Genomic DNA, 25,592 nt, shown 5'->3' on the forward strand with positions numbered 1-25,592 from the left:
ATGAAACGCTTTTTCTTATTTATTTTAGCACATATTATTATCGCTTCTTATGGTTGGGCACAAAGCCCAACCGTAAGTTACGGCTACTGTGACGGCAACATCAGCAACACACGCGACTTTGCCGTAAGCGGAAACGCAGACATATCTGCAGCAATACTTATTCCAGGCAACGTACTGGACGGATATGCCGGCAACAGCATCGAAACCATACGCGTGGGAATAAAGAGCAAGATTAACATCGACGAGATTACCGTATGGGTGCGCTCATCGCTCGACGGCGAGAACATCGTGTCGCAGACCATCAACCGCGAAACAACGCAGACCGTGGCCAACGGCTGGAACGAGATTAAACTCGACACTCCGTATGAAATAAAGAAGGGCGCTGGCGACATTTATGTAGGCTACACGTTCAGCCAGCGCAACATGAGCTACGGCATATCGGCTATAACCGACATACCTAAATCGCTCTACGTAAACAACGACGGCACATGGACCGACCACAGCACTGAAGGAAGCCTAAGCGTTGAAGCCGTGATAGGCGGAGGCAACGTGCCGGCTTACGAGATGGCACCATACTTCGGTTCTGCACCTGAATTTATCACATCGGGCAACAATGTTTCTGTGGTTGCCATGATGCACAACTACGGCACGTCGAACATAAATTCATACAATATAAACTGCAAGATTGAAGGCGAAGACGAGGTGTACACATTCCCCGTGAACGAGCCTCTTAACTCGGGCGCAAGCCATCAGCAGACCATAAGGTTCACTCCTGAACTGAAACACGACCTGGGCGACCACCGCACCATACTTGTATATGCGGACAATCTCGACGGCAACACCGACGCCGTGAACGGCAACGACACACTGAGACTGCCGGTAAGCGTGGTGAGCAATGTCTACAGCCGCCGCGTGTTCCTTGAGGAGTTTACCGGACAGCTCTGCGGCAACTGCCCCCGCGTGGCAGGCTTCGTACACAACATTCTCGGCAAGGAAGACTTTGCCGGCCGCCTCATCGTTGCATGTCATCATGCAGGCTACGGCAAGGACACTTTCACGTCAGAGGCTGACGAAGAATATCTCGTGTTCTACGGCTCGGGAGGCACCTATGCTCCGGCTGCAATGATAGACAGAACCGAGCAGACCGACGGCGTGCCGGCATTCCTGCCCGAATCACAAGAGTCGCTCGAAGAGCTTATCCTCAACCGCCTCTCTGTTCCTGCCTTCTATGACCTGTCGCTGAACGTCAGCAAGACCGGAAACACCGTTACCGTTGACGTTGACATGGAGCGTCTGTCTAACGAAGACAACGACCTGCGCTATATCAACGTATACCTGATGGAGGACGGCATTATAGGATATCAGAGCGGAACGGCAGACGAATATAACTATGAGCACAATCACGTTGTACGTGCATACAGCTCTATTTGGGGCGAGCCTATAGCCTGGGACGGAACAAAGGCCGCATACAGCTATACTTTCGACCTTAACGAGAAATGGAACCAGGACAACATGCACGTGATAGCATATATCTCTAACTATAATCCTGACAACATCAACGCATGCACAATTGAGAACGCTGCCGAAATCAACCTCGACGGAACAACAGGCATCAAGGCTGCCATCGGCGAAAAGGCTGCCGAAGGCGACGGAGCTACATACAACCTTGCCGGACAGCGCGTAGGCAAGTCATGGCGCGGCATCGTGATACGCAACGGAAAGAAATACATGGCAAGATAGTCTGTACTGATTTTCCACACGGCAACATTATAGGGATAAGGCCTTTTATGATTTTAAAATCATTTACATAGTCATAATACTTAAGTTTTCTTACAGCATAAAATAAATAATCAAGGCCTTATCCCTACTGTATATTTAGCACAGACCGGGAGTTATTGTTCAGCCCGTTTTCTTGCTTTATATTGAGCTGATTTTCTTTAAATATTTAGCAGACATGGCTGACAATGTAAAGAAAAGCGGACAAAAAGCACAAATATAAAGCTATATACGGCCTAATGACCGGTCTGGGTTTATCATGGTCGCCAACACTCTTGTTGTGTCCTGACAAACAGAAAACTTTTTGATTTTGACGCTCTCAGAATGCCCGTGTTCTCCGCAACATCGAGGTTTGGACTAAAAAATGCACAAAATGCAGCTTTCAAGTTAAACTATTGACATACAGCATGTTATGTGTTTTCATAAAGAGAAACACATTTGTTAAAAAACATAACAGGCACGTTTACCACTCGAAAACGGCCCGTTTACCATCCGAAAGCATGCCTTTCACAATGCAAAAGCAATGGTTTTATGATGTAAAAATCATGATTTTGGCACAAAATCGGGCATCAAGCATAAACGAAAGTTAAAAGAACAGAACACATATAGGCCATTCTTTAACGTTTGTTATACATCGGATTTCTATTTTACAGAAAACTCTATACACGCAGAGTGTAAACATTTTTCAGTTTAGAACAAATCTGACATCAGACCACACATAGCTTTATTTATTTTGTGCATGCAATGACAAAGCCACACACCGGGTGAGCCCGCGGCTTTACTATAACAGGTGCAGGAAAACAAAAAACCATGTATTGCGCTCCTGTAAAGCACAATACATGGTTATGTATCAAGGTGAAAAATACGATGAAATCGGCTATTTCACGAACTCGACACTGCCTGGAATCTTCTGCCATTTGCCTCTTACGGCAAACTTCAGCGTACTTCCGCCCTTCTTGGTGTACGAGTAGGTGCCGTCAGAGTTGCGCTTTATCACGGCCGTGAAGTCCTCGCTGCCGTAGTCGTTGATCACTTCTATCTCGGCCTCATTCTTGCTTTTAATCTGCGACGAAACGATAATCCACTTGCCCGTGCTCTGCTTAGAGGCGATGAATCCGTCCACTTTGCCCAACACGGCCTGCCCCGGCACGTCAACGTTCTTGTCGTATAGATTCATCGTTATGTATATTTTATATTCGTCGTTGTGCAGGGTAACGTTGAATGTTGAGTCGGTCTGCGCCGGCAACAGCAGCGGAACGAGGCTCACGAAGAGCGCAAAAATAAGTTTTTTCATAAGCTAAAATATTGTTTCTGCAAATTTAATCAGTTACGGCCAAACTCTTCTCTCAAAACATCTAAAAAACATTATAGGCGCAAATTATTTTCGTCTGCGCGGCATTTATGGTCATAACAGGCGCACGACAGACGCATCACGGATGCGATGAAACGGCGATTTTTCTGTCTGAAGGCCTATTATCTCCGCCACAATGCGCAATAGTAACAATAAGGCTTGTATCTCCCATAGACCACGAAAAGGCCCTGACCAGGCCTCGCAGGCATAAGACATAAAAAAAGCGCGCCGCTTTTGCGGCGCGCCATAGCTAAATCATATGAAAGACAAATCCGTTATCACAACGGTATTTTATATTTACGCAGAGAGCATTACTCTACGTTCATTTCCTTGAGCAGACGGTCAGCGTGGCCCCACTTGTCCATCATGAAGATGACATAGCGGATGTCAACACCGATGCAGCGTGCCAGGTTCTTCTCGAAGTAGATGTCGCTTGACAGGCTGTCCCAGTTGCCGTCGAAGGCCAGACCGATGAGTTCGCCCTTGCCGTTGAACATAGGCGAGCCACTGTTACCGCCGGTTATGTCGTTGTTTGTCAGGAAGCAGAGCTGCATCTTGCCCGTTGTCTTGTCCTGATACTTGCCGAAGTCCTTGGCTGAAAGGAGTTCAGACATGATAGGCTCTGCATAATAGTCAGAGAAGTTGTCGCCGGTCTTCATCTTCTTGACGATGCTCTCGGCTGTTGTATAGTAGCCTGAAGGCGAGCCGTTCATGGTGAATCCGCCAACGCGTCCGTAGCTGAGGCGCATTGTCATGTTGGCGTCGCTGTAGTGAGGCATATCCTCTTCCATGCGCAGACGTGCGGCGCAGAGATATTTCTCCTGCAGAGCTATCGAGTCGCTGAGTGTTCCGAGAGCCTCCTTCTGGTCAGCCAGATACTTCTGGAGCGACAGTCCGAGCTGTATGCCCGGGTCTTTCTCTGTACCCTTCTTGTTGAAGTAGATCTTTGCGCCCTTCTTCATGAGAATAGACTTCTTGTAGAGATAGTCAACATAAGCCTTGCAGTTGCCCTTGAACTTCTTGTCGATTGTTGTGTAGAACGACGGCAGATACTGCTTGTCTACGTGCTCGCGGTAGTTTTGGAGCAGCACAGAGAACACCTCTTTATCCAGTGCCTCGTCCCATGCGTCGCTGTTGTCCTCAAACTCGTTGTACATCTTCAGCGAGTCTTTCTCTGAGCCCTTGGCCTCCATGCCGTTGCAGTATTTGAGCGCACGTGATGTCAGCTCGCATGTTCCGTTGAATGTTTCATACCAGTAATAGAAGGCACGCATGCGGTCGAAACGCTCGCCGTATAGCTTTGCCATCTTGTCGAAGTCGAGCTTGCCCTGCAGGTATCCTGTCTTCTCCTGATACTGGCGGATAAGCTTCTCGTAAGCCTGTTTCTGGCCGATGATACCGATAGAATCGATACATTTGTTCATACCCATAGAGTTTTTCCAGTAGTTGGCGCTCTGTGCGTACTTAGAGTCATACTTGATGCGCACAGCCTCGTCGGCCTGCATGTGGCGCTTCATTATCTCCTGCTTTACGCCGCGCACCTGCACACGTGTTGCGTTGCCTGCGTCGCGCATCTCCTTGATGCCGTAAGAAGAGAGATAACGCTCGGTGCTGCCGGGATAACCAACAGTCATTGCGAAGTCGCCGTCCTTGTATCCGTCGAGCGAAACCTGTGCCCAGTGCGGTGCTTTATAAGGCACATTGTCTTTAGAATATTCTGCCGGGCCGTTAGTCTTCGGGTCGGCATATATACGGAACACGCTGAAGTCGCATGTCTGGCGCGGCCACATCCAGTTGTCTGTCTCGCCACCGAACTTACCCATAGACTTAGGTACGGTGAAAACGAGGCGCACGTCGGTAAACATGCGGTATGTAGTGGCAAAATACTGGTTGCCTTCATAGTATGGGTCAATCTCCACGTGAAGACCTTTGTCGGCCTGACGTGCCTCTTCTGTCATAGCGGCAGCAACAGAGTCGATGAGCTGTGTGGCCTCCTCGTCAGACAGTTTGTCGATGCCGAGAGCCTTGAGGCGCTGGCTTACGTCCTCTTGCTTAACCATGAAACTAACGAAGAGGTTTTCGTTAGGAAGCTCTTCTTCATAGCTCTTGGCATAGAAGCCGTTGAGCATGTAGTCGTGCTCCACGGTAGAGTGGCTGCGTATTGCCTCAAAACCGCAGTGATGGTTGGTGAATACAAGGCCGTCGGGCGATACAACCACGCCCGAGCAGAAGCCGCCAAAGAGCACTACAGAGTTCTTGATGGCGTCCTTGCTGCCATAAATGTCGTTGTAAGGAAGACTGAAACCGTAAGATTTCATCTGGTCGTAAACAGCCTGTGGCAGGTTGTAGAGCGTCCACATTCCTTCGTCAGCATGAGCCATGGGGGCAGCCGCCATGAGCGCTGAAAGTAATAGAGCTTTTGCTTTTTTCATTGTGTATGTTTTAAAAGGATTAAGGATAATTGTCGATTATATTATTATATCTGTTACGGTCACTGACGTCCCGCATCGCCACAGACGGCGCAAGGGGCACCGTGCGGCACGCTACTTGCGGAAGTATTTGCCGACGACGGGAAGCCCGGAGAGCGGGAAGTCGCGCTTAACGATCATCGCCATGAACATCACTATGAGCAGTGTGTTGACACCGAGGGCAGCCCATACGGGCAGATCGGCGTTGGCAAAGCGCATGGCAACGAACATAACGAGGGCCACGCCCACATAGAGCATGATGTCTTTGACGGGATAGGCTATCGGATAATGCTTCTGTCCTACGAAGTAAGAGAGCAGCATGGCCGTGCCGTAGCCTGCAAATCCGCCCCACGCACAGGCAATGTAGCCGAAGCGGGGCACGAATATCACGTTGACAAGGATGAGCACCAGGCAGCCTGCCCCGGAGAACCAGGCGCCCCAGATGGTCTTGTCGATTAGTTTATACCAGAACGACAGGTTGAAATATACACCCATCATTATCTCTGCCGCCATCACGATGGGCACCACCTTGAGTCCGCTCCAGTAGTCGCGGCCGATGAGATGGCGCAGAATGTCCATATATCCTATCACTACGAGGAATGCCAGAAGGGTGAAGACAACAAAATACTTCATTGCCTTGGCGTAGGTTTCGCGGTTGTCCTTGTCCTTCGCCTTGCCGAACACGAACGGCTCGTAGGCATAGCGGAACGCCTGAGTTATCATGGCCATGATCATCGCTATCTTGCTGGCGGCGCCGTAGATGCCGAGCTGTGAGTGGGCATCGGCGTTCTTGTAGATATAAGGAAAGAGTATCTTGTCGGCCGTCTGATTAAGTATTCCGGCAATGCCGAGCACCAGGATGGGCCAGCTGTAAGACAGCATGCGGCGCATGAGGGCGCGGTCGAAGGTGTATTTGAAGCCCGTAAGTTCCTTTACAAGCAGGAACATAAGCGAGGCTGAGCAGAACAGGTTGATGTAGAACACATAGCCTACGCCCACCTCCGGACTGTAGATATTGCCGATGAAACCGCCGTTTCCGCCATTTTCGTAGAGCGCGGGCAGCAGCAGGAAGAACACAAGGTTGAGCGCAATGGTAAGCACGATGTTAAAGAGCTTGAGCGCGGCAAACTTTATCGGGCGCTTCTTGTAGCGCAGATATGCGAACGGGATGCACTGAAACGCGTCGAGCGCAACGGCTATTGCCATAACCCATACATATGAGGGATGCTCTGCATAGCCCATAGCCGATGAAATGGGACCTATGAACGCCAGCACCAACGCCACGAACAGGAGCGACGTGAAGCCTACTGCCATGAGCGTGGTTGAGTAGACTTTCTGCGGATTTTCGCCCTCCTTGTTGGCAAAGCGGAAGAAGGTTGTCTCCATACCGTAGGTAAGGATGACGAGCAGCAGCGCCGTATAGGCATACACATTGGTTATAACCCCGTAGCCGCCGCTTGCCGCCGAGAGTTTGGCGGTATAGAGAGGCACGAGCAGATAGTTGAGAAAACGGCCCACGATGCTGCTCAGTCCGTAGATGGCCGTGTCTTTTGCAAGACCTTTAAGATTACTCATAATATCTAATAAGTTATATTTTCTGACATCATATTAATGCTCTTCTTACTGCCCTGCGGCATCATCCGAAGAACATATAGCATATGGCTATGGCCGCTATCACGCCGGCAAGGTCGGCCAGAAGACCGCAGGCCACGGCGTGGCGGGTGTATCTTACGCCCACGCTGCCGAAATATACGGCAAGGATATAGAACGTGGTGTCGGTTGATCCCTGGAAGATGCAGCTCAGACGGCCCACGAACGAGTCGGCGCCGTAGGTTGTCATGGCGTCCACCATCATGCCGCGCGCACCGCTGCCCGACAGCGGTTTCATCAGTGCCGTGGGCAATGCGCCCACAAAGTCGGTGTTGCCACCGCAGGCCTCAACCACCCATTTTATGCCGCCTATGAGCATATCCATGGCTCCCGAGGCGCGAAAAACGCCGATTCCAACGAGTATTGCCACCAAATAAGGTATTATCCTCACTGCCGTCGAGAAGCCGTCCTTGGCACCTTCGATGAACGCATCGTAGACGTTCACCTTCTTTCTGACTCCTGCGAGGATGAATGTTATGATGATGGTGAACAGCAGAATGTTGGCCACCGACGTGCTAACGATGTTCATCTGCTCCTTGTCGAGCCTGCCGAAGCCCCACATCACGGCTGCCACCGCAACGCAAAGGCCGCCCAGGGTGAGCAGCATCACGCGGTTAAGCAGGTTGATGCGCTGGTATAGACTGGTGACGATGATGCCCGTCAGCGTAGAGAAGAACGTGGCAAGGAGTATGGGGATGAATATGTCCGTGGGCTGTGCCGCGCCCATCTGGGCACGGTAGACCATTATGGAAACGGGGATGATGGTTAGTCCCGACGTGTTGAGCACGAGGAACATTATCATCGGATTCGTTGCCGTGTCCTTCCTTGTGTTGAGCGTCTGCATCTGTTCCATGGCCTTGAGGCCGAGCGGAGTGGCAGCATTGTCGAGGCCGAGCATGTTGGCGGCTATGTTCATGAATATGCTGCCCGTAACGGGATGCCCCTTCGGTATGTCGGGAAAGAGGCGCGTGAACACCGGACTAAGCACCCTTGCCAGCGCATTGACCACGCCGCCGCGCTCGCCTATCTTCATTATGCCGAGCCACAGCGACAGCACGCCCGTAAGGCCGAGGGATATCTCGAAGGCCGTCTTGGACGAGGCAAACGTGGAGTTCATTATTTCGGGAAACACCTCGGTGTCGCCCATCACCACAAGCCTGAACAGGGCTATGACGAAGGCAACCACGAAAAATGCTATCCAAATATAATTCAGTACCATATAGTCTGCAAAAATAAGATTTTTATCCGGCTTTGCAAAAAGTTATGCCTTTTAATACATTTTTTCACGCTCTTTCGTCCGTCTGCGCGGCTTTTTTGCCACATGGAGGTTTCATCGGCGCCGCCACGGCGCATCACATGGGGCACAGAACGACAACTGATGGGCACATGGCCCAAACGGACGAAAAGCTGGGATATATGTAAATATTTTTCATCATGCCGCAAATGGCTTTGCAAAAGGCCATGTTTCGCGCTGCAAAAGGTGGCCTTTCAGAGCCCGAAAGAGCACCTTTCAGAGGCTAAAAGACGGTCTTTTGGAAAGCCGTCTGTAACTGTCTGACTGACAAGGCGTTGCCGACGGCACCATTGTCCGCCCGGCAACGCCTTAGAATGTGTGTCATAAATAGTATAGAAATAAAGGTTTTTGCTGTATCATGTATGCCGCCACGGGCGTCGTCACGACGCAGACGGCTGTAAAATCATCCTTGAAATCATGCCGAGAGCATGCCTCCGCGACGGCGCACGAGATGCATGTAGCGGTCGTAGACCTCGTCGGCTATGTCCTGCCATGAGCGTGCCAGCGTGGCGCGTGCGTTGTCGCCGGCAGCACGGCGCAGGCGCTCGTCGGCAAGAATCTGCACCAGGCGCTCCGTAAAGCCCTGTTCGTCGGCGCTGCACAAAAAGCCGTTTACGTTGTCTCTTATAACGCTTGCAGCCGTCGAGCCTTGCGCCATGAGCGACGGCGTGTGCATGGCTGCAGCCTCGCGCACCACGAGCGGGGCGTTGTCGTAGAGCGACGGGAAGAGGAACACGTCGGCAGCGGCATAACAGCGCTTAAGCTTCTCGCGGTCGGTTATCTGTCCGAGGAACGTCACTCTGTCGTCAAGTCCCTTTGACTGCACCATCTGCCGCAGTTCGCCGGCGGCATATCCCGTACCAATGAAATACATGTGCCATGAGCGGTCGCGCATGTTGGCGAGCGAGCGGATGATGAGCTGCGGATTCTTCTCATAGATATGCTGCCCCACGAAGAGCAGCACCGGCTCGCAGCGTCCTGCCCCGAGCATCGCGCGGCCTTCGCTCCTGAGCAGGTCTGTGCGTGTGTCGGCGGCAAAGTCGTTGCCGTTGTCCACCACTTCCACCCTGCCCTTGTAGCCATACTCACGCAGAGTCTCCTCGACAGATGCCTGCGGAATCCACACCTCGTCGGCCTGACTATAGAAGTCGACGACGTTTTTCACCATATAATCGACAATCGTCTTGTTGGGTATGGCGCGCTCAAAGTCGGCCCGGTATTTAGAGTGGAACGTGGCAACGATGGGGATGTTCTGCTCGCGCGCAATCTTCAGCGCCAGCCTGCCCGACGAAAACGGACTGTGGGCATGCACCAGCGAGAAGCCGACTTTGCCTATACGAGAGCGGAAAGGCAGGTCGACACGCGGGAAGCCCATGCGGTAAGGCTTGCGCATGGGTATGGGCAGAGAGAAGTAATTGTAAACGGGAAACTCCTCATCATACACCGTACCGGGCACCGAAGGCGTCACCACGCACACGTTGTTGCACTTGCGGTTGAGCCACCGCGCATAGTTCTGCACCGTTACAGACACCCCGTCCATTATCGGCGGAAAGCAGTCGTTGAAAATTCCGAGCATCTTTTATATGTTTTATCTTGTTATGCCGCAAAGTAACAAAACACTGATTACTCCGGCGTTGCTATCGTCTGACAATAGCGTTTCAATGTGTTTACCTTTGTGTTACTTGATGTCTCTATGCCGTTCAACGCCTGTTCAGCGTGCTTATTCTGTCCTTCACGGTTGACATTCACGGCACCTGACGGAACAAAAAAAGCGGAGGCGTGCCGCCGCACTGCCTCCGCAAAGAATATATGTATATGGTTTTATTGTCCAACCGGCGCGAGCAGGTCTGCCACGTCGTCAATATTTCCGTCGCAAGGAGCCGGCTCTATGCCCAGCAGACGCGACAGAAGAGGATATATGCAGGTGTTGTCGAACATGGTGGTCTTCACATATCCGTGCTTGAAGTCGGGCCCCTCGGCACGGAAGGGCACGTTAAGTTCGGAGTTGTAGGGGTCGAATCCGTGGTTGCCGGGTATCACCCTGCCGTCTTCCGACACCACCCAGCCCACGTCAGGCATTACCACTATCGGCGCAATGTTGCGGTTGGTGCCGTAATGGAAGCACTCGGGCACTTCATCTTTCTTCCACGTCCGTATGTGCGCCACGCCCCTCAGGGCATTCATTATGTCGTCTTCGTGGCCCTTCTTCGGGAATATCAGCGTGGGCAGGTCTGCCATGACGCGCTCACACCATTCGGGCTTCAGATATTCTGAGAGGCGTATTATGCGCTCTGGCGATGTGGATGCCATGCCGTGGTCGGACGTAACAATGAAGTTGATGTCCTGTCCGCAGGGCAGCGCACGCAGCCTTTTGTACAGGCTGCACATCAGCGAGTCGAGCTCCTCGACGGCCTTACGCGTCTGCTTTGATGCCGGTCCGTACGAGTGTCCGCTGTGGTCGGGCTCGTTAAAGTATATCATCACGAGCTGCGGACGCACGCTGTCGGGCAGCGTCAGCAGGCGTTCAGCCTCGTCAAGTCGTTCGGGAAATGTCAGCAGAGGCTTCTTTGCATAGTCCTTGTAGTAGTCGGGATACATGCCTTTGATGGCCACATCAGAGCCGGGCCAGTAGACCACGCCCACCTTTACGCCCTGACGCTTTGCCGTGAGCCATATCGGTTCGCCTCCATAGAACGAGCCGTCCTTGCTCGTTGCCTTATCGCTTATGCTGTAGGTGCGGCCCGAAGCCACGTCATAAAACCTGTTGGCTATTATTCCGTGATGGTCGGGCACGAGTCCTGTGGCAAGCGTATAGTGGTTGGGGAATGTCTTCGAGGGGAACGACGGGCGCATAACGGCGCTCACGCCGCGGCTTCCGAGCGAGTCGAGAAACGGCGTGTCGTACATCATCGGATAGTCCCAGCGGCATCCGTCGAGCGACACTATCACCGTGTAATGACGCCCGGCGCACAGCCTTACGGCTGCAAATGCGAGCAGCAGGAAGGTAAGCAAGCTAATTTTTCTAAAGTTCTTCATCTCTATTATCACGTATTTATAAATGTTGAATGTCATCATGCACAAGGCGGGGGCAAAGCCTCAACGCTCTGTTATAATTTAAGGCGGGTTCTATAAATCCGGCTTCCGATGACTGTCTTTGCTGCTGTCATGCTGTCTATTCCGAATTTATAGAACCCGCCTTTACTCTTTTGCCTTGGCCTTACCTCTGATATCAGTTAAGCAGGGCGTTTATCTCGGCGTCTATGTCAGTTATCTGCGAGTCGCGCTTCTTCACCTCGTTGTTGCGGTCTATGAGGAAGAAGGTTGGTATGCTGCTCACGTTATAAGCGGCAAGGTTCTGCGACTGCAGTCCCTGCGGGTCTCTTACGCTTATCCATGGCAGTGCGGCAGTCTGCGTTTTCCAGAAGTGTTCGTCCGGATCGAACGCCACCTGATATATCTCGAAGCCGCGGTCGTGATATTTGTTATACAGCTCGCGCATCTCCATTATACGCTTCGTAGAGCCGTTTGAGCCGAAGACGTGGAAGTCGAGCATCACCACCTTGCCCTTCAGGTCGGTCAGGCTGCGGCGGTTGCCCTGATTGTCGAGCAGCGAGATGTCTATGATGTTAGACACGTTCACCTTGCTGGCATCGATGTTCTGGGCTGCCATCTTGTTGCGCATGATGCGCACGTTCTTCATGCCTTCAATGGCTATGTTGTGCAGGTTCTTGCCTCTCAGGGCGTCGGGATGATAAGTGTCCCAGCTTGTTGCCACCGCTGCAAACACCTTAACGTCGTCGGCATTCTCGCGCGGGTTGAATATCAGCATGTTGCCGAGCGTCTGGAACAGGGCGAAATACGACGATGCGCGCATCGGTGCCTTATAGATATAGTTGCGCTTTATGTCTTCCTTATATGCAGCCACGAGCTTTCCGATGCTGTCGCGCGTAAGGTCGTAGCCCAGGTTGGGGTTGTTCTGCACGGCTATCACGCGGTTCTGCAGATCTATCTGCTTCAGGGCGAGCTCTCTGATGGTGGCACATTCGGCCGAGCCGTCAACGGTATATCCCGTTGCCATAGAGGGATACGACGCCTTTACGTCAACCGTCTCGGTTGAGTCAACGCTGAGGTTGATTATCTGTCCGGCTATTCTGAGCCTGTAGAACTCGGGAGCATCGGGAGCCTTTCCGCTGAAGCTGAAGGCACCTTTGTCGTCGAGCTTAACCGAATCGACCACCACCGGTCCGTCGAGACTCATGTTCTCAAGATACAGCACAGAGTCTTTGGCCTCGGTGACAGTTCCGTTTATATGAAACTTCTTGTTGTTGCAGGAGGTCAGCATGGCCGCCATTAGGGCCAGCGTGCACAAGCATAATGATGAAAACGTCTTCTTCATTTTATATTAGTTTTATTATTTGCAATCCGGCAAACACGGCCAGCAGTCCCAGCGCCACGCTGCCGCCGACATAAAGGGCCATCATGGCCGCGCTGTCGGCACGCAGGAGCGAGAGCGACTCGTTCATGAACGTGCTGAACGTGGTGAATCCTCCGCAGAAGCCTACCGTGAGGAGAAGCTTCAGCGCAGGGCTTATACTGATGTTGTTTTCCGCAAGTCCGTAGACCATGCCTATCAGCAGGCATCCCAGAATGTTGACCGTCATGGTGCCGAAGGGGAAATTCGAGAGTGCATTGTCCTGCACAAGCTTCGACAGCAGATAGCGGGCCACGCTGCCGCAGGCTCCGCCCAAGGCCACTAAAAGTATATTTTTCAACATGCTTGCAAAGTTAATGCAAGTTGAGTGAAATACAAAATAAAAGAACGTGAAACAGTCTTTTATTTTTATTTCCGAGACGAAGCTTAACTTATTCAAAGTTAATGCAAGTTGAGTGAAATACAAAATAAAAGAACGTGAAACAGTCTTTTATTTTTATTTACGAGACGAAGCTTAACTTATTCAAAGTTAATGCAAGTTGAGTGAAATACAAAATAAAAGGGCGTGGAACAGTCTTTTATTTTTATTTACGGGACAATATTTACATTATCAAAATATGAAGCACGACAGGAAACGAGGCCGACTAATCGGCTAACGCCAAAAATCTGTAAGCAAAACTTGCCTTAATGCTTACAGCATCTGCCGCCGACATATCTACAAAAGAAAACCGTTAAGCAAAACAAAGCATATTGCTTACAATATAAAAGGTCATCTTTCAGCCTGCAAAAGACGGCCTTTTGGACGGCAAAAGGTGGCCTTTTGGAATGCAAAAGACCACCTTTCATCTTATATATATCTGTCCGCCGGACAATTGTGCCTATGCCATGACATCAGGACGCGGCACAGACCAACCGACCGGCCGCCTACATTAACTCAATACATACGCCCAGTTTGCGCCATCCGAGACATCATCATCGCGCACGGCGGCGCAGACGGCGTATCCACAGATAATAGCCCGTAAGGGGCAGCGTGGCGCCAAACAGGGCGGCGACGAACCACAGCAAGCGCGTGAGCATACCGCCCCACGTGCCTATGTGGACAGACATTATCCAGCCGCGCAGCTTTGACGACCTTGCCGAATCGGCGTAGGGCGACGCCGACGTTATGCTGCCCGTCGACTTGTCGAACGTATATTTGTCGGCAGCACGCTGGTTGCCAAGTCCGCCGAAAGCCACCTCGGCCGTACCGTCCGACACGGTTATCTGCTCATATTCGGGGTTGCGGGCGCGCAAGGCGTCATAGGCAGTCTGCCACATGGCACACGCGGCAGCATCATTCCGGCCCTTTTCACGCGCGCCTTCAGCCCTATTCCTGTCTCCTTTCGCCTTGCTTTTTTCCTTCTTCGCCTGCTCGGCATACGCCACGGCACCGCTCTTGGGCACCTCGCTGACGCCGAAGAGGGCATAGAAGCCCTTGCTGTACCACTGGAACGACCATGTAAGTCCGGTAAGAGCCATGACGAGCAACAGCAGCAGGACATACATTCCGCCTGCCACGTGCAGACCTCGCCACAGCAGATGGCGGCCCTTCGATGCGGTTATCTTCAGACTGTTGCGCAGCATGCGGCGCGTCTTAGGCCACCATATCACCACGCCCGACAGCAGCACCAGCACAAAAACAATGGTGGATATGCCCACAACGGTGCGGCCCCAGAACACTCCGCCGCTGTCGTCACGACTGTCTAACAGCCAGCGGTGAAGCTTCAGCATCGTAGCGAAAAACGCCGGACGCTCATACAGCCCCTTCACCTCACCCGTATACTGGTCTACATACACGGCAGCGCGGCGCGGCTTTGAGAGATTTACCTTGCATGCCATCTCAGGGTCGGCAAACATCGTTACGCCCGTAACCCTTACGTCTTCGGGCAGCGTCTGCTCAACGCTCCTCACGAGACTTTCTATCGGCAGCGCCGTGTGCTGAGGTCTGTCTACATACAGCACGTCGTGCCTGAGCAGCTTAACGGCCTCGGGCTCAAACACAAGCATGGCACCCGAGAAGCATATCAGCGTGACTATGATGCCGAAAGGCACCGAAAGCCACAAGTGAAACTTTAAGAAAATCTTTTTCATATACTATTATTCAACGTCATTTCTGTCAAATTATTATCTGCCGGAACATGCTAAGATGCACTCCGGCAGACCTCCGCCTGCATGACGGCGACATATCATCAGCACTGATCAGTCAATGCGTCCTACGGCCGTCACTGTGGTTGCACCGCTGACGGTGAGCCCCTTTGTGGCCGCACCTGTAGCAGGATCAATCTTCCATATGGCAGGATAGCCCGACCCGGTGTTCACCGACACATAGGCATATCCGTCGGCCATGTAAGGCGTAGAGCCGAAGCCTGACACGTCAGAGGGCAGGCCCGTGACATCGGTCAGAGTCTTTGCCGACGCATTGAACACGGCAAGGCGGTTGGCAGTCTTGTCCGATGAGGTTATCGGGGCATCATACATAAGGAACAGAAAGCTGTCGCCGCCGATATACCAACTGCGCAGAAGTCCGTTGGGCGACAGCTGCTCAAGGTTGCAGTAATAGTCGTCAAAGTCCTCGGTCGACGTGTCTATGCGCACCACTCCTGCCGGCAGCGTGGTCTGCTGGCGTGCATCGGCCATCGTCTTGGCATAACTGGGCGATATGACGTAGACATACCGGCCGTCGTCCGTTGCCCATACCATCTGATAATACTGCGACTTGTTGCGTCCGCAGGCATAACTTATCTTGTCGGTCTTTATCAGTTTCTTCTCCTTCAGCGTCCTGTCGGCAAACACAGCCACCCAACATTCGTCGGGCCACTGGGTCCATTGCAGTTCATCTTTGTCGTAAGCGCTGCTGTTTGTGCCGCCGCTCTCGGTCTTGATAAGGTCCTCATAGCCCGGGCGCACCCACTTATACTGAGTGCGGGCATCGTCTGTAAACTGCTGACAGCCATACTGCGACAGTCCCATCGGCACGGCTGCGCTGTATATCTTGCTGCCCACCTGCTCCAGTCCGGCAAGAGTTACATACTCGCCGTTGCCCAGAAAGTTCTCGCAGATATAGTCTTCATCGGCCACGGAAGTATCGTTGCCGTCAGTAGCAACGGTGTTCGACTCGAATGTCTCGCTGTCAACATCGAGATAAGACACCTTGAACGCCTGCGGCAGATAGCCCGTAACGGGGTCGGCCCATGCCGCGTTGCCGTCGCCGCTCGATGTCGTCATGATGCAATTGTCATACAGTCCGTAGGTGGTGAAGCGCGTAACGTAATACTCCTTGGCACGCTGCTCAAGCGCACCTGTAGCGCTGTTGCGCACATAAGAGTAGGTTGTGCCGCTCTCGCCCTGATGATAGTTGAGGGCATAAAGATACTTGCGGCCGTGGAACACCCAGTAGGTGGCGCCGTCGTTGGCAAGTCCCGAAGGCGTTATCTCGCCCTCAAGCGACGCTGCCGAGGTAAGGATGTTGGCCGTGGTGTTAGAGCCTGTGACTGTGGTTGCTATCACATAAGGGTTAGTAATGCCTGAAGCTGCACCTCCGCCATCGTCAGCGGCATCGTCAGAACATGACGCAAAGAAAACTCCGGACGCAGCAATGGCCAGCATTCCGGCAAGGAAACGGTTCTTATTCATTTGTCTTAAATTTATTATTTAGTTTAACTTTATCGTTTATCCTTCGTGTAACCGGCATCTCATCTGCCTAAATATATCCTCACCTTGCCGTAGAATGCGCGCCCCGCCTTTTGCAGACTGAAGTTGTCGTAGAGCTTCTCATTGGTGAAGTTGCGGCACTCAAGCGACACGTTGTAGCGTCCGCGGCACATGCTGTAGGTAAGAGTGAGGTTGTGGGAGAACTGCGTAGGCACCATATAGTCGCTCAGATTGACGGCCTGCACGCCTTCGGAATAGTAACAGAAGCTGTGCAGATACTGGTTGTCGTAGGTCACTGTGAGCATGTTTCCTTCTTTCAGAAGGTCGTGCCAGTAGAAGTTTACGTCGGCATCGGCAAACTGCCATGGCACGTTTGGCATGCGCGACTTATACACGGGATTGGCAACCGAGGTGCTTCCAACCATTATCTTCTCGTTGTCGCGCACGTCCATGCGGGTGAAGTTGCCGCCAATGCTGAGCCAGCGGCCCATGGTGTAGCGTGCCGAAAGGTTGAATCCGGTTGTCTTCACCTTGCCGTAGTTCTCATAGTAGGCACCCTCGCGGTTGCCGCTGAGCTCGGCAATGCTGCGCTGGATGTAGTCGCGCGTGTCGCGGTAGACCAGTCCGCCCTCCACGTAAAGCGAGTGACTGCCGAACGACTTGCTCCAGCTGAGACTGAGATTGACGTTGTCGCTGCGCTCAGGACGAATGAGCACGCTGCCCGTCTCGAGGTCTTCGTCGCCGAACATCTCCTCTATCGTGGGCAGGCGGCAAGCCTTTTCATACGACAGTTTGGCCTGCAGTCCGTCAACGATGAAGCAGGTTCCGGCCGCGCCATAGCCCCAGGAGTCTATCGTACGGCTGGTTTTTACATAGCTGCTTGCGTTCTCGTCGACAGCCACCGGCCCCGACACATACTGGCGGTAGTACTTGCCAAAGAGCGAGATGTTCCACTTTTCCGAAGGCAGGAGCCTGTATGAGAGTCCGGCTATGTTCTTTCTCATGTCCTTGGATATGGGGTCTTTGTCCTCTCGTCCGTACAGAAGCGACGTGTTGTCGCGGCTAAAGGCATTGAACACGTTGTTGAATGTCAGCGTGTGCATCCTCGCTATGCGGTATGTTATGTTGAGAGTGGCATTCCAGTTGTCGTTGTCTGCCCTCGAGTAGAGATACGACTGCTCTCCCGGAGAGCTTGTGCGCTGCCGCTCGCCGAGCCAGTTGTAGCGGTAGCTTGCCGTGTCGACGTTGGTGGTTGAGTTGCGGTTATAGTTGGCTGTGGCCACGAGGCTGAGCCCCTTGACAAAGAGGTCGCGCTTTGAATACTCGATCGACGGCATGAGCGAATAGCCGTGGCGGTGTTTCTGTCCGTACACTGTCTTCTGTCTTACGCCTGTCTGTATCTCCTTGTACATGTGCGAATAGGTGAAGCCGAACATCAGCCTGTCGGCCCAGCTCTTGTCTGTCAGTCCGAACTTTGCCACCACTGCCTCGTTGTGATAGGTGTCGTTGAAACGTTTTACGCTGTAGAGCTTCTTTGTATCGATGCTCTGCGAGCCAAAGTCGAGCACCGGAGCATCAACGCGGTAGCTGTTGTCGGAGTAGTTCTGAAAGGCGTTTATCTCATATGTGAAGCCGTTCTTGAACGTCTGTCCGAAGTTTATGTACGACTTATGTGTATTGAATGAGCCATACGAATAAGATGCGTCAAGAAACCAGCTGCGGCGCTTGCGGTTGGTGACGATGTTGACAACACCTCCGATGGCATCAGTGCCGAAGCCCACGGGCACCACCCCCTTGTAGACCTCTATGCGGTCGGCAAAGCTCACGGGTATGTTGTTCAGCCCGAACGAGCTGCCCACGCCTTCCTGCGGCACGCCGTCGATGAATATCTTTACGTGCTTGCCGCTGAAGCCGTCGAGCATGAGGTTCATGTCGGAACCTACTCCGCCCGACTCCCTGAGCTTAAGTCCGGGTGTCTTGGCGAGGGCCTCGCTCAGCGTCTTGGTGGTGTTGAGCATGTCCTTGGTGTCTACAGCCACGGCGTTGTAGGCTGAGTTTTTCACTCTGCTTACGCCTGCCGACACCACCGAAACCTCGTCGAGCTGTATGGCGTCTTCCTTCATCATGACGTTCAGCTTCTGCCTTACGCCTGCCTCGATGGCGACGGTCTGCTCTACGGTCTTGTATCCTACGGCCGACACCACAAGGCTGTAGCGCCCTGCCGGGGCGGTTATATGATATATGCCCTGCATGTCTGTATGGCCGCCGTATGATGTGCCCTTCAGCCTGACCGTGGCGTATTCCACTGCCTGCTTGCTGTCTGTTACTATCTTTCCCGATATTGTTCCGCTGCCGCCTGTCTGCGCATGCAGTGTAAGCGATATAAGAACATTAATTAAAATAAGCGTTAATCTAAAGCCTTTTGCTTTCACTTTGACAAGTATTTTCGTTAATAAATAAAACCGCTGCAAAGTTAATTGTAAATAAAAATGCCTGCAATAGCAAAAAATCGGTATTTTTATGGCCCTGCAGAGGCCCACACTTGCCGGGGCGGATAATAATTTATGGGTATTCAGGACGACGGAACGAAAAGATGTTAAATAAGTTAATTGGCATTGCTGAAACAGCCGTATTTTTGAAAGCGGAACGTATTTTGGCATGAAAAACACGAAAAACGGCATGTTTTATAACGCCTTATTAATCAGCACATTACGCAAACGGCATGACAAATGGCACGAAACAGCAATGCGAAAGGCCACCTTTTGCAAGGCGAAAGGATAGCTTTCAGGGCGTAAAAGTATGCCTTTTGCAGCATAAGAGCATGGCTTTCTGACTGAAAAACGGGACGAAAATCAATGAAGGAATGATGAACTTGGGGAATTTCTGACCATAAACGGCATGACGGACATGACAAAACGGACATTAGAGCGGCAAGACACGGCCCCGTGAAACGCCGAAACGCGCTCCGCGATGTGTTAAAACAAAAGGCTGAAACCGGCCTCAACGTTAAAATATCATAATGTTATGACACAATTAAGCGGCTGTTGCGTATATATAAAGCGGAGGCACAACGCACCTGCCGCAAGGCCCTCGCCTGCCGCTCATGCCTACGCCCCGGCTGCCTGACGGCACGCTGGCCAGAGCAGCTACGGCATGCACATATACGGCAGGGGCGCAAAACAAAAAAGCGGCAACCGCATGGATGCCGCTTTGAAAGTGGTCTCACCGAGAATCGAACTCGGATCTAATCTTTAGGAGAGACTTGTTCTATCCATTGAACTATGAGACCAATCCGACTGCAAAGTTAGTCAGTTTATGACGTAAAACCAAATAAAATGTGAAAAATCATATTAACAATTAAACTTTTCACGCTTAGAAACATCACAATAGGTGTTATGAAGAAACTTATTATTTTTAGTCTGTTAGTATTATACGCCGCCATATGCCATGCGCAAGGCAGCGTAAGGGGAAAGGTTGAGGATACACAGACGGGAGAGGCTATGCCCTTCGTCAACATTGCTGTGTATAACCGTGCAACATCAAAATTCGTAAAAGGCGCCATCTCAGACGAGAAAGGCCTGTTCTACATCGACAAGCTGCCCTATGGCAACTACACCGTGAAGCTTACCTACATAGGCTACACCACGGTTGAAAAAGCGTTCAGCGTGGCCGAAAACAGAAGGCACATGAACTTTAAGAAGATCTACATGAACGACGACAGCCAGACGCTCGAAGAGGTTACGGTGACGGCACAGAGGCCTACAATGAGGCTCGAGGTTGACCGCAAGTCGTTCGACGTTTCGCAGGACATCACCAATGCCGGAGGCGACGCCACTGACGTGCTGGAGAACATCCCGTCGGTAGAGGTTGACACTGACGGCAACATATCGCTGCGCGGCAACACCAGCGTGGAGGTGTGGATCAACGGAAAGGCAAGCGGACTGACAAGCGACAACCGCGCCGAAATCCTTCAGCAGCTGCCTTCTGAGAGCATCGAGAGAATAGAGGTGATAGACAATCCGTCGGCAAAATTCAGCGCCGAGGGAAGCGCCGGCATCATTAACATCATACTGAAGAAGAACCGCCAAGCCGGATACTACGGCTCTGTGCAGGCCGGAGGAAGCACGCGCGGAAGCGCCAACGTGAACGGCAACATCAACTTCAACATCGGACGCTTTGAGGGATACGCCAGCCTGGGCTACCGCCACCGCAGCAACGACGGCGGCTCGATGAGCTATCAGGAGTATCTTAACACCAACGAATATCAGTCGTACACGGCCGACAACGACCGCATGGGCAACAATATGTTCGCACGCGCCGGACTAACCTTCCGCGCAACCGACAAGGACGAGTTCACACTGAGCGGAATGACAATGGTCGGCGGACACAAGAACGGAGGCACAACGCCGTATCACTATGGTACGATAGGCTCACCGCAGGACAGCTACATCATGCTGCGCCGCTCGTCGGGAAGCTCTGACATGAACATGTACTACGGCAAATTCAACTACCGCCACAACTTCACCGACAAGCATTATCTCGACTTCACCGTCGACTTCAACAAATGGAAGATGGACCAGAGCAACATCTATCAGGACAGCACCACGTATATCGACGAGCCGCTGCCCACAGAATACGACTACCAGAACCGCCCGATGCTGATGAACAACAGGTCGTGGGAGGTGAAACTCGACTACGAGAACCCCATAACCGACAAGATTATGCTTCAGGCAGGATACCAAGGCAACTTCAGCCGAGAGAACTCTCCGCAGGAGTCTTTTATCGACGACACGTCATGGGACGGCGTAAACCAGGTGGAAGACCAGGCTTACTATAACCGCTTTATCTACAACATGGACCTGCACGCGCTCTATGCAACGGCAACGATGAAGTTCGGCAAGTTCGGCGTAATGGCCGGTCTGCGCGGCGAATACTGGCGCGTGAACACCGAAAGCTACACCTACGAGCAGGAGCACGACCCATCGAAACGCGACAATCCGTTCAAGAAAGACTACTTCGAACTGTTCCCGAGCGTGTTCCTCTCTTATCAGCTCGACGAGACACAGCAGCTGCAGCTCAACTATACACGCCGTCTGCGCCGTCCGTGGGGAGGCCAGCTCAACAGCTTCAAGAACACACGCGACGCATCGATGATATCGTTCGGTAACCCCGAACTTACCCCGGAGTTCAGCAACTCGTTCTCGCTCAACTACCTGAAGACATGGGACGCTCACTCAATGCTCGTCAGCGCATACTATCGCCCCACAAGCGACGTCATACAGCAGATAAAATATCAGAGCAGCACGGACAACATGATGTATCAGACTTACATGAACGTGTCTAACAGCCTGAGCACCGGTCTCGAACTGGTTTTGAAGAACAGAATATGCCGCATACTCGACCTTACCACCACGGCAAACGCCTACTACTACAAGCTCGACGGCTTTACATACGACGTGGACGGCCAGACCGTTACAGGCGAGAGCAACAACAACTTTACATGGAACGCACGCATGCAGGCTTCGCTGATGCTGCCCTGGGACATATCTCTGCAGCTGTCAGGACGCTACCGCGCACGCCAGGTGATCACACAGGGATACCGCAAGGCCAACTTCAGCATGGACCTGGGTCTGCGCAAGACATTCCTCGACAAGAAGCTGACGCTCGCCATCAACTGCCGCGACCTGCTCAACTCGCGCAAGTTTGAGAACTACACAAGCTCAGACACCTTCACACGCTATCAGAAAAACTGGAGAAGCGGACGCACCGTGAACCTCTCGCTGACATGGAACTTCGGTAACATGAAGGCAAAGGCACCTAAGAAGAAGGTCAACAACAGCGCCAACGAAGGCTCTGAGAACATGAACGGAATGGAGAACGGATACGAATAAACCAGACCAATAAATAGTTTAAGTTATTTATAACGCAACACATCGCAGTGCGACCGGCCGTCAGAATCTATCACGGATAGAACCGACGCCGGTCGCATTTTATATATTTACGCCGATAAAGAAACAACAGGGACAAGGGCACTGCACCTACATAATAAGACTGAAGGCAACAAGTAAGCCAACTGAAGGAATTCCCTCAGTCAGCATTACGCCGCGTCTTGAACGACAAGATATAGCAGCTCACGCCCAGGGCAACGGCAAGCATGGCGGCACGCAGCCACCAGGAGTCGAATATCAGCACCACACAATGAAGCGACGTGAGCCACAGCAGCGACAAAGCCACTATCTTGGCGCGCAGCGGTATGCTGCGGTCCTCGCGGAAGCTGCGTATGTACGGACCGAGATATCTGTGCCCGAGAAGCCACCTGTAGGCACGCGGCGAACTGCGAAAGAACATCGCCGCCGCAAGCAGAAGAAAGGGCGTGGTGGGCAGCAGGGGCAGAAATATGCCTGCAACTCCCAGCACCAGCGACACAGAACCTATCAACATGAAAACATATTTCATGCCGCAAAGATAATAACACGGCACGAAATAACGGCACAACGGCGGCATAATAAGTTATGTCAGGGCATGTATTGACGCCTGAGAGGCATGACTGGCGGCCTCCGGCGGCGGCATTCATAAAAATAAAAGACGCATGCACCAGCATCATGGAGCATGCGTCTTTATATTATCCTGTTATATTTTATATGCTATAACGTTGTCTTCCGTAAGACAATGTCAGCCCTGCCGCAGCGTGCCCTAGGGCCGCCCGCACGGCGTTATGCCCAATGCATCAGCACACCTGGCTGCCCGGCTTAACGTCGGCAGAGGTTGTAATGACGCTCAGAGAGCCGTCGAAGTCCTCGGCAGAGAGTATCATGCCCTGGCTCTCGATGCCCTTCAGCTTGCGCGGAGCAAGGTTGGCGATGAAGCAGACACGCTTGCCCACGAGGTCTTCGGGCTTGTAGAACTTGGCAATGCCGCTGACGATGGTGCGGTCCTGACCGCTTCCGTCGTCGATAGTGAACTTGAGCAGCTTGTCGGCTTTCTTCACTTTCTCGCATGCCTTGATGAAACCTACGCGGATGTCGAGCTTCTCAAAGTCCTCGAAAGGTATGTTGGGCTTAATCTCCTTGGCCTTGTAGTTGGCAGCCTCGTTGGCCTTCTTGGTCTCCTCGAGCTTCTTGAGCTGGAACTCTATGACGTCGTCCTCAATCTTTTCGAAGAGCAGTTCGGGCTCAGCAAGCTGATGTCCGGCCTCGAGCAGGTCGGTAGAGCCGAGCTGATTCCAGTCGAACTGGTCGATGTTTATCATCTTGCGGAGCTTTGCGCTGCTGAAAGGCAGGAACGGCTCGAAGGCTATTGCCAGGTTGGCAACGAGCTGGAGAGATATGTTGAGGATAGTCTCCACGCGCTTCATGTCGGTCTTTGCAACCTTCCAAGGCTCGCAGTCGGCTATGTACTTGTTGCCGATGCGTGCAAGGTTCATTGCCTCCTTGAGGGCATCGCGGAACTTGAAGTTGTCGAGCAGATGCTCAACGTTGGCCTTGACATCCTTAAACTCCTCGATGGTCTGCTTGTCGATGTCCTGCAGTTCGCCGCAAGCAGGCACTACGCCGTTCCAGTATTTCTTGGTGAGCTGCAGCGCACGGTTTACGAAGTTGCCGTAGATGCCCACCAGTTCGCTGTTGTTGCGCTCCTGGAAGTCTTTCCATGTGAAGTTGTTGTCCTTTGTCTCGGGCGCGTTGGCGGTGAGCACATAGCGCAGCACGTCCTGCTTGCCGGGCAGCTCCTCGAGGTATTCGTGGAGCCATACGGCCCAGTTGCGTGATGTAGATATCTTGTCGTTCTCGAGGTTGAGGAACTCGTTTGCAGGCACGTTGTCGGGCAGGATGTAGCCTCCGTGAGCCTTAAGCATTGTGGGGAACACGATGCAGTGGAACACGATGTTGTCCTTTCCGATGAAGTGAACGAGGCGTGTCTCAGGGTCTTTCCACCACTTCTCCCAGTCCTCGGGCATGAGTTCCTGGGTGTTTGAGATGTAGCCTATCGGGGCGTCGAACCATACATAGAGCACCTTGCCCTCAGCTCCGTCAACGGGAACGGGTATACCCCAGTCGAGGTCGCGGGTCATGGCGCGCGGCTGCAGGTCGAGGTCGAGCCATGACTTGCACTGTCCGTAGACGTTGGGACGCCACTCCTTGTGTCCCTCGAGTATCCATTGCTTGAGCCAGTCCTGATACTCATTGAGCGGCAGATACCAGTTTTTGGTCTCCTTCAGCACGGGCTGCGAGCCGCTGATGGCGCTCTTGGGATTGATGAGTTCTGTAGGGTCGAGGTCTGATCCGCACTTCTCACACTGGTCACCATAGGCCTTCGGGTTGTGGCAGTGAGGGCATTCGCCCGTTATGTAGCGGTCGGCGAGGAACTGATGTGCCTCCTCGTCGTAATACTGCATTGAGGTTTTCTCGATGAGCTTGCCTTCTTCGTAGAGTTTCTTGAAGAAGTCTGACGCAACCTTTGAGTGTGTGTCAGAGGTTGTGCGGCTGTAGATGTCGAACGAGATGCCGAAGTCGGCAAAGCTCTTCTTGATCATTGCGTGATAGCGGTCTACAACCTGCTGCGGCGTTATGCCTTCTTTTTTTGCACGGATGGTGATGGGCACTCCGTGCTCGTCGCTTCCGCAGATGAATCTAACGTCTTGTTTCTTAAGTCTGAGATAACGCACATAGATGTCTGCCGGCACATAAACTCCGGCCAGGTGGCCGATGTGCACTCCGCCGTTGGCGTAAGGCAGGGCGGCGGTTACGGTGGTGCGCTTGAAATGTTTATCTTCCATATAGTGTAAATAATACTTTATTTCCTTTTGAACGGCAAAGTTAATATAAATCGGGCGGACTACAAAACGAAAACGCTTTTTTCGTGGAATGTAGCCCCTCGAAGGCCTTGCGCAGCTGCTTCGGCGCGGCTCATGGCTGCCGTCGGCGGCAGGCACGG

The 25,592-nt window shown here is 52.5% G+C and carries 15 protein-coding genes and 1 tRNA gene; 2 read left to right on the forward strand and 14 right to left on the reverse strand.

Features of this window, described 5'->3' with window-relative positions:
* Positions 1-1,740 carry an Omp28-related outer membrane protein gene (locus tag EJL04_RS13675; protein WP_125105409.1) on the forward strand — a complete coding sequence of 580 codons (1,740 nt, stop codon included), beginning with the start codon at positions 1-3 and terminating at the stop codon, positions 1,738-1,740.
* Between the two features lie 913 nt (positions 1,741-2,653).
* Here the strand turns inward: EJL04_RS13675 and EJL04_RS13680 are convergent.
* From EJL04_RS13680 to EJL04_RS13735, 12 genes are all read right to left on the reverse strand, one after another.
* Positions 2,654-3,070 (reverse strand): hypothetical protein, encoded by a 417-nt coding sequence (locus tag EJL04_RS13680; RefSeq protein WP_053397775.1) that lies wholly within the window; start codon positions 3,068-3,070, stop codon positions 2,654-2,656.
* Positions 3,071-3,438: 368 nt separating this feature from the next.
* Positions 3,439-5,559 (reverse strand): S46 family peptidase, encoded by a 2,121-nt coding sequence (locus tag EJL04_RS13685; RefSeq protein ID WP_125105410.1) that lies wholly within the window; start codon positions 5,557-5,559, stop codon positions 3,439-3,441.
* A 111-nt stretch (positions 5,560-5,670) separates the two neighbouring features.
* Positions 5,671-7,170 carry an oligosaccharide flippase family protein gene (locus EJL04_RS13690; protein ID WP_053397776.1) on the reverse strand — a complete coding sequence of 500 codons (1,500 nt, stop codon included), beginning with the start codon at positions 7,168-7,170 and terminating at the stop codon, positions 5,671-5,673.
* 61 nt (positions 7,171-7,231) lie between these two features.
* Complete coding sequence (locus EJL04_RS13695) at positions 7,232-8,464, reverse strand: nucleoside recognition domain-containing protein (protein ID WP_021855991.1); 1,233 nt, start codon at positions 8,462-8,464, stop codon at positions 7,232-7,234.
* Between the two features lie 490 nt (positions 8,465-8,954).
* Positions 8,955-10,115, reverse strand: coding sequence for a glycosyltransferase (locus EJL04_RS13700; RefSeq protein ID WP_125105411.1), 1,161 nt, complete (start codon positions 10,113-10,115; stop codon positions 8,955-8,957).
* A gap of 245 nt (positions 10,116-10,360) precedes the next feature.
* The gene (locus EJL04_RS13705; RefSeq protein WP_125105412.1) at positions 10,361-11,575 is read right to left on the reverse strand and encodes an alkaline phosphatase family protein; all 1,215 of its coding nucleotides are present in this window, start codon (positions 11,573-11,575) and stop codon (positions 10,361-10,363) included.
* 193 nt (positions 11,576-11,768) lie between these two features.
* Positions 11,769-12,935, reverse strand: a complete 1,167-nt coding sequence (locus EJL04_RS13710; RefSeq protein ID WP_021855994.1) for a TlpA disulfide reductase family protein — start codon at positions 12,933-12,935, stop codon at positions 11,769-11,771.
* Between the two features lies 1 nt (position 12,936).
* Positions 12,937-13,314: a fluoride efflux transporter CrcB gene (gene crcB / locus EJL04_RS13715; RefSeq protein ID WP_021855995.1), complete on the reverse strand. Its 378-nt coding sequence runs from the start codon at positions 13,312-13,314 to the stop codon at positions 12,937-12,939.
* Positions 13,315-13,943: 629 nt separating this feature from the next.
* Positions 13,944-15,101 (reverse strand): PepSY-associated TM helix domain-containing protein, encoded by a 1,158-nt coding sequence (locus tag EJL04_RS13720; RefSeq protein ID WP_125105413.1) that lies wholly within the window; start codon positions 15,099-15,101, stop codon positions 13,944-13,946.
* A gap of 108 nt (positions 15,102-15,209) precedes the next feature.
* Complete coding sequence (locus EJL04_RS13725; protein ID WP_125105414.1) at positions 15,210-16,643, reverse strand: DUF4374 domain-containing protein; 1,434 nt, start codon at positions 16,641-16,643, stop codon at positions 15,210-15,212.
* A gap of 59 nt (positions 16,644-16,702) precedes the next feature.
* On the reverse strand, positions 16,703-19,093 hold the full coding sequence (locus tag EJL04_RS13730) for a TonB-dependent receptor (protein WP_420899308.1): 2,391 nt from the start codon (positions 19,091-19,093) through the stop codon (positions 16,703-16,705).
* 785 nt (positions 19,094-19,878) lie between these two features.
* Positions 19,879-19,950 (reverse strand) — tRNA-Arg (locus EJL04_RS13735).
* A gap of 106 nt (positions 19,951-20,056) precedes the next feature.
* On the opposite strand from EJL04_RS13735, the gene EJL04_RS13740 reads away from it, so the two are divergent.
* Positions 20,057-22,552 (forward strand): TonB-dependent receptor, encoded by a 2,496-nt coding sequence (locus EJL04_RS13740; protein WP_125105416.1) that lies wholly within the window; start codon positions 20,057-20,059, stop codon positions 22,550-22,552.
* A 196-nt stretch (positions 22,553-22,748) separates the two neighbouring features.
* Here the strand turns inward: EJL04_RS13740 and EJL04_RS13745 are convergent, their stop codons facing one another.
* Together EJL04_RS13745 and metG are read right to left on the reverse strand one after the other, a co-directional pair.
* Complete coding sequence (locus EJL04_RS13745; RefSeq protein ID WP_053397848.1) at positions 22,749-23,117, reverse strand: YbaN family protein; 369 nt, start codon at positions 23,115-23,117, stop codon at positions 22,749-22,751.
* A 271-nt stretch (positions 23,118-23,388) separates the two neighbouring features.
* Positions 23,389-25,455, reverse strand: a complete 2,067-nt coding sequence (metG, locus tag EJL04_RS13750; protein ID WP_418878433.1) for a methionine--tRNA ligase — start codon at positions 25,453-25,455, stop codon at positions 23,389-23,391.
* Positions 25,456-25,592: the final 137 nt, after the last annotated feature.

The sequence above is a fragment of the Prevotella marseillensis genome (genome assembly GCF_900625065.1).
Taxonomy (GTDB): domain Bacteria; phylum Bacteroidota; class Bacteroidia; order Bacteroidales; family Bacteroidaceae; genus Prevotella; species Prevotella rara.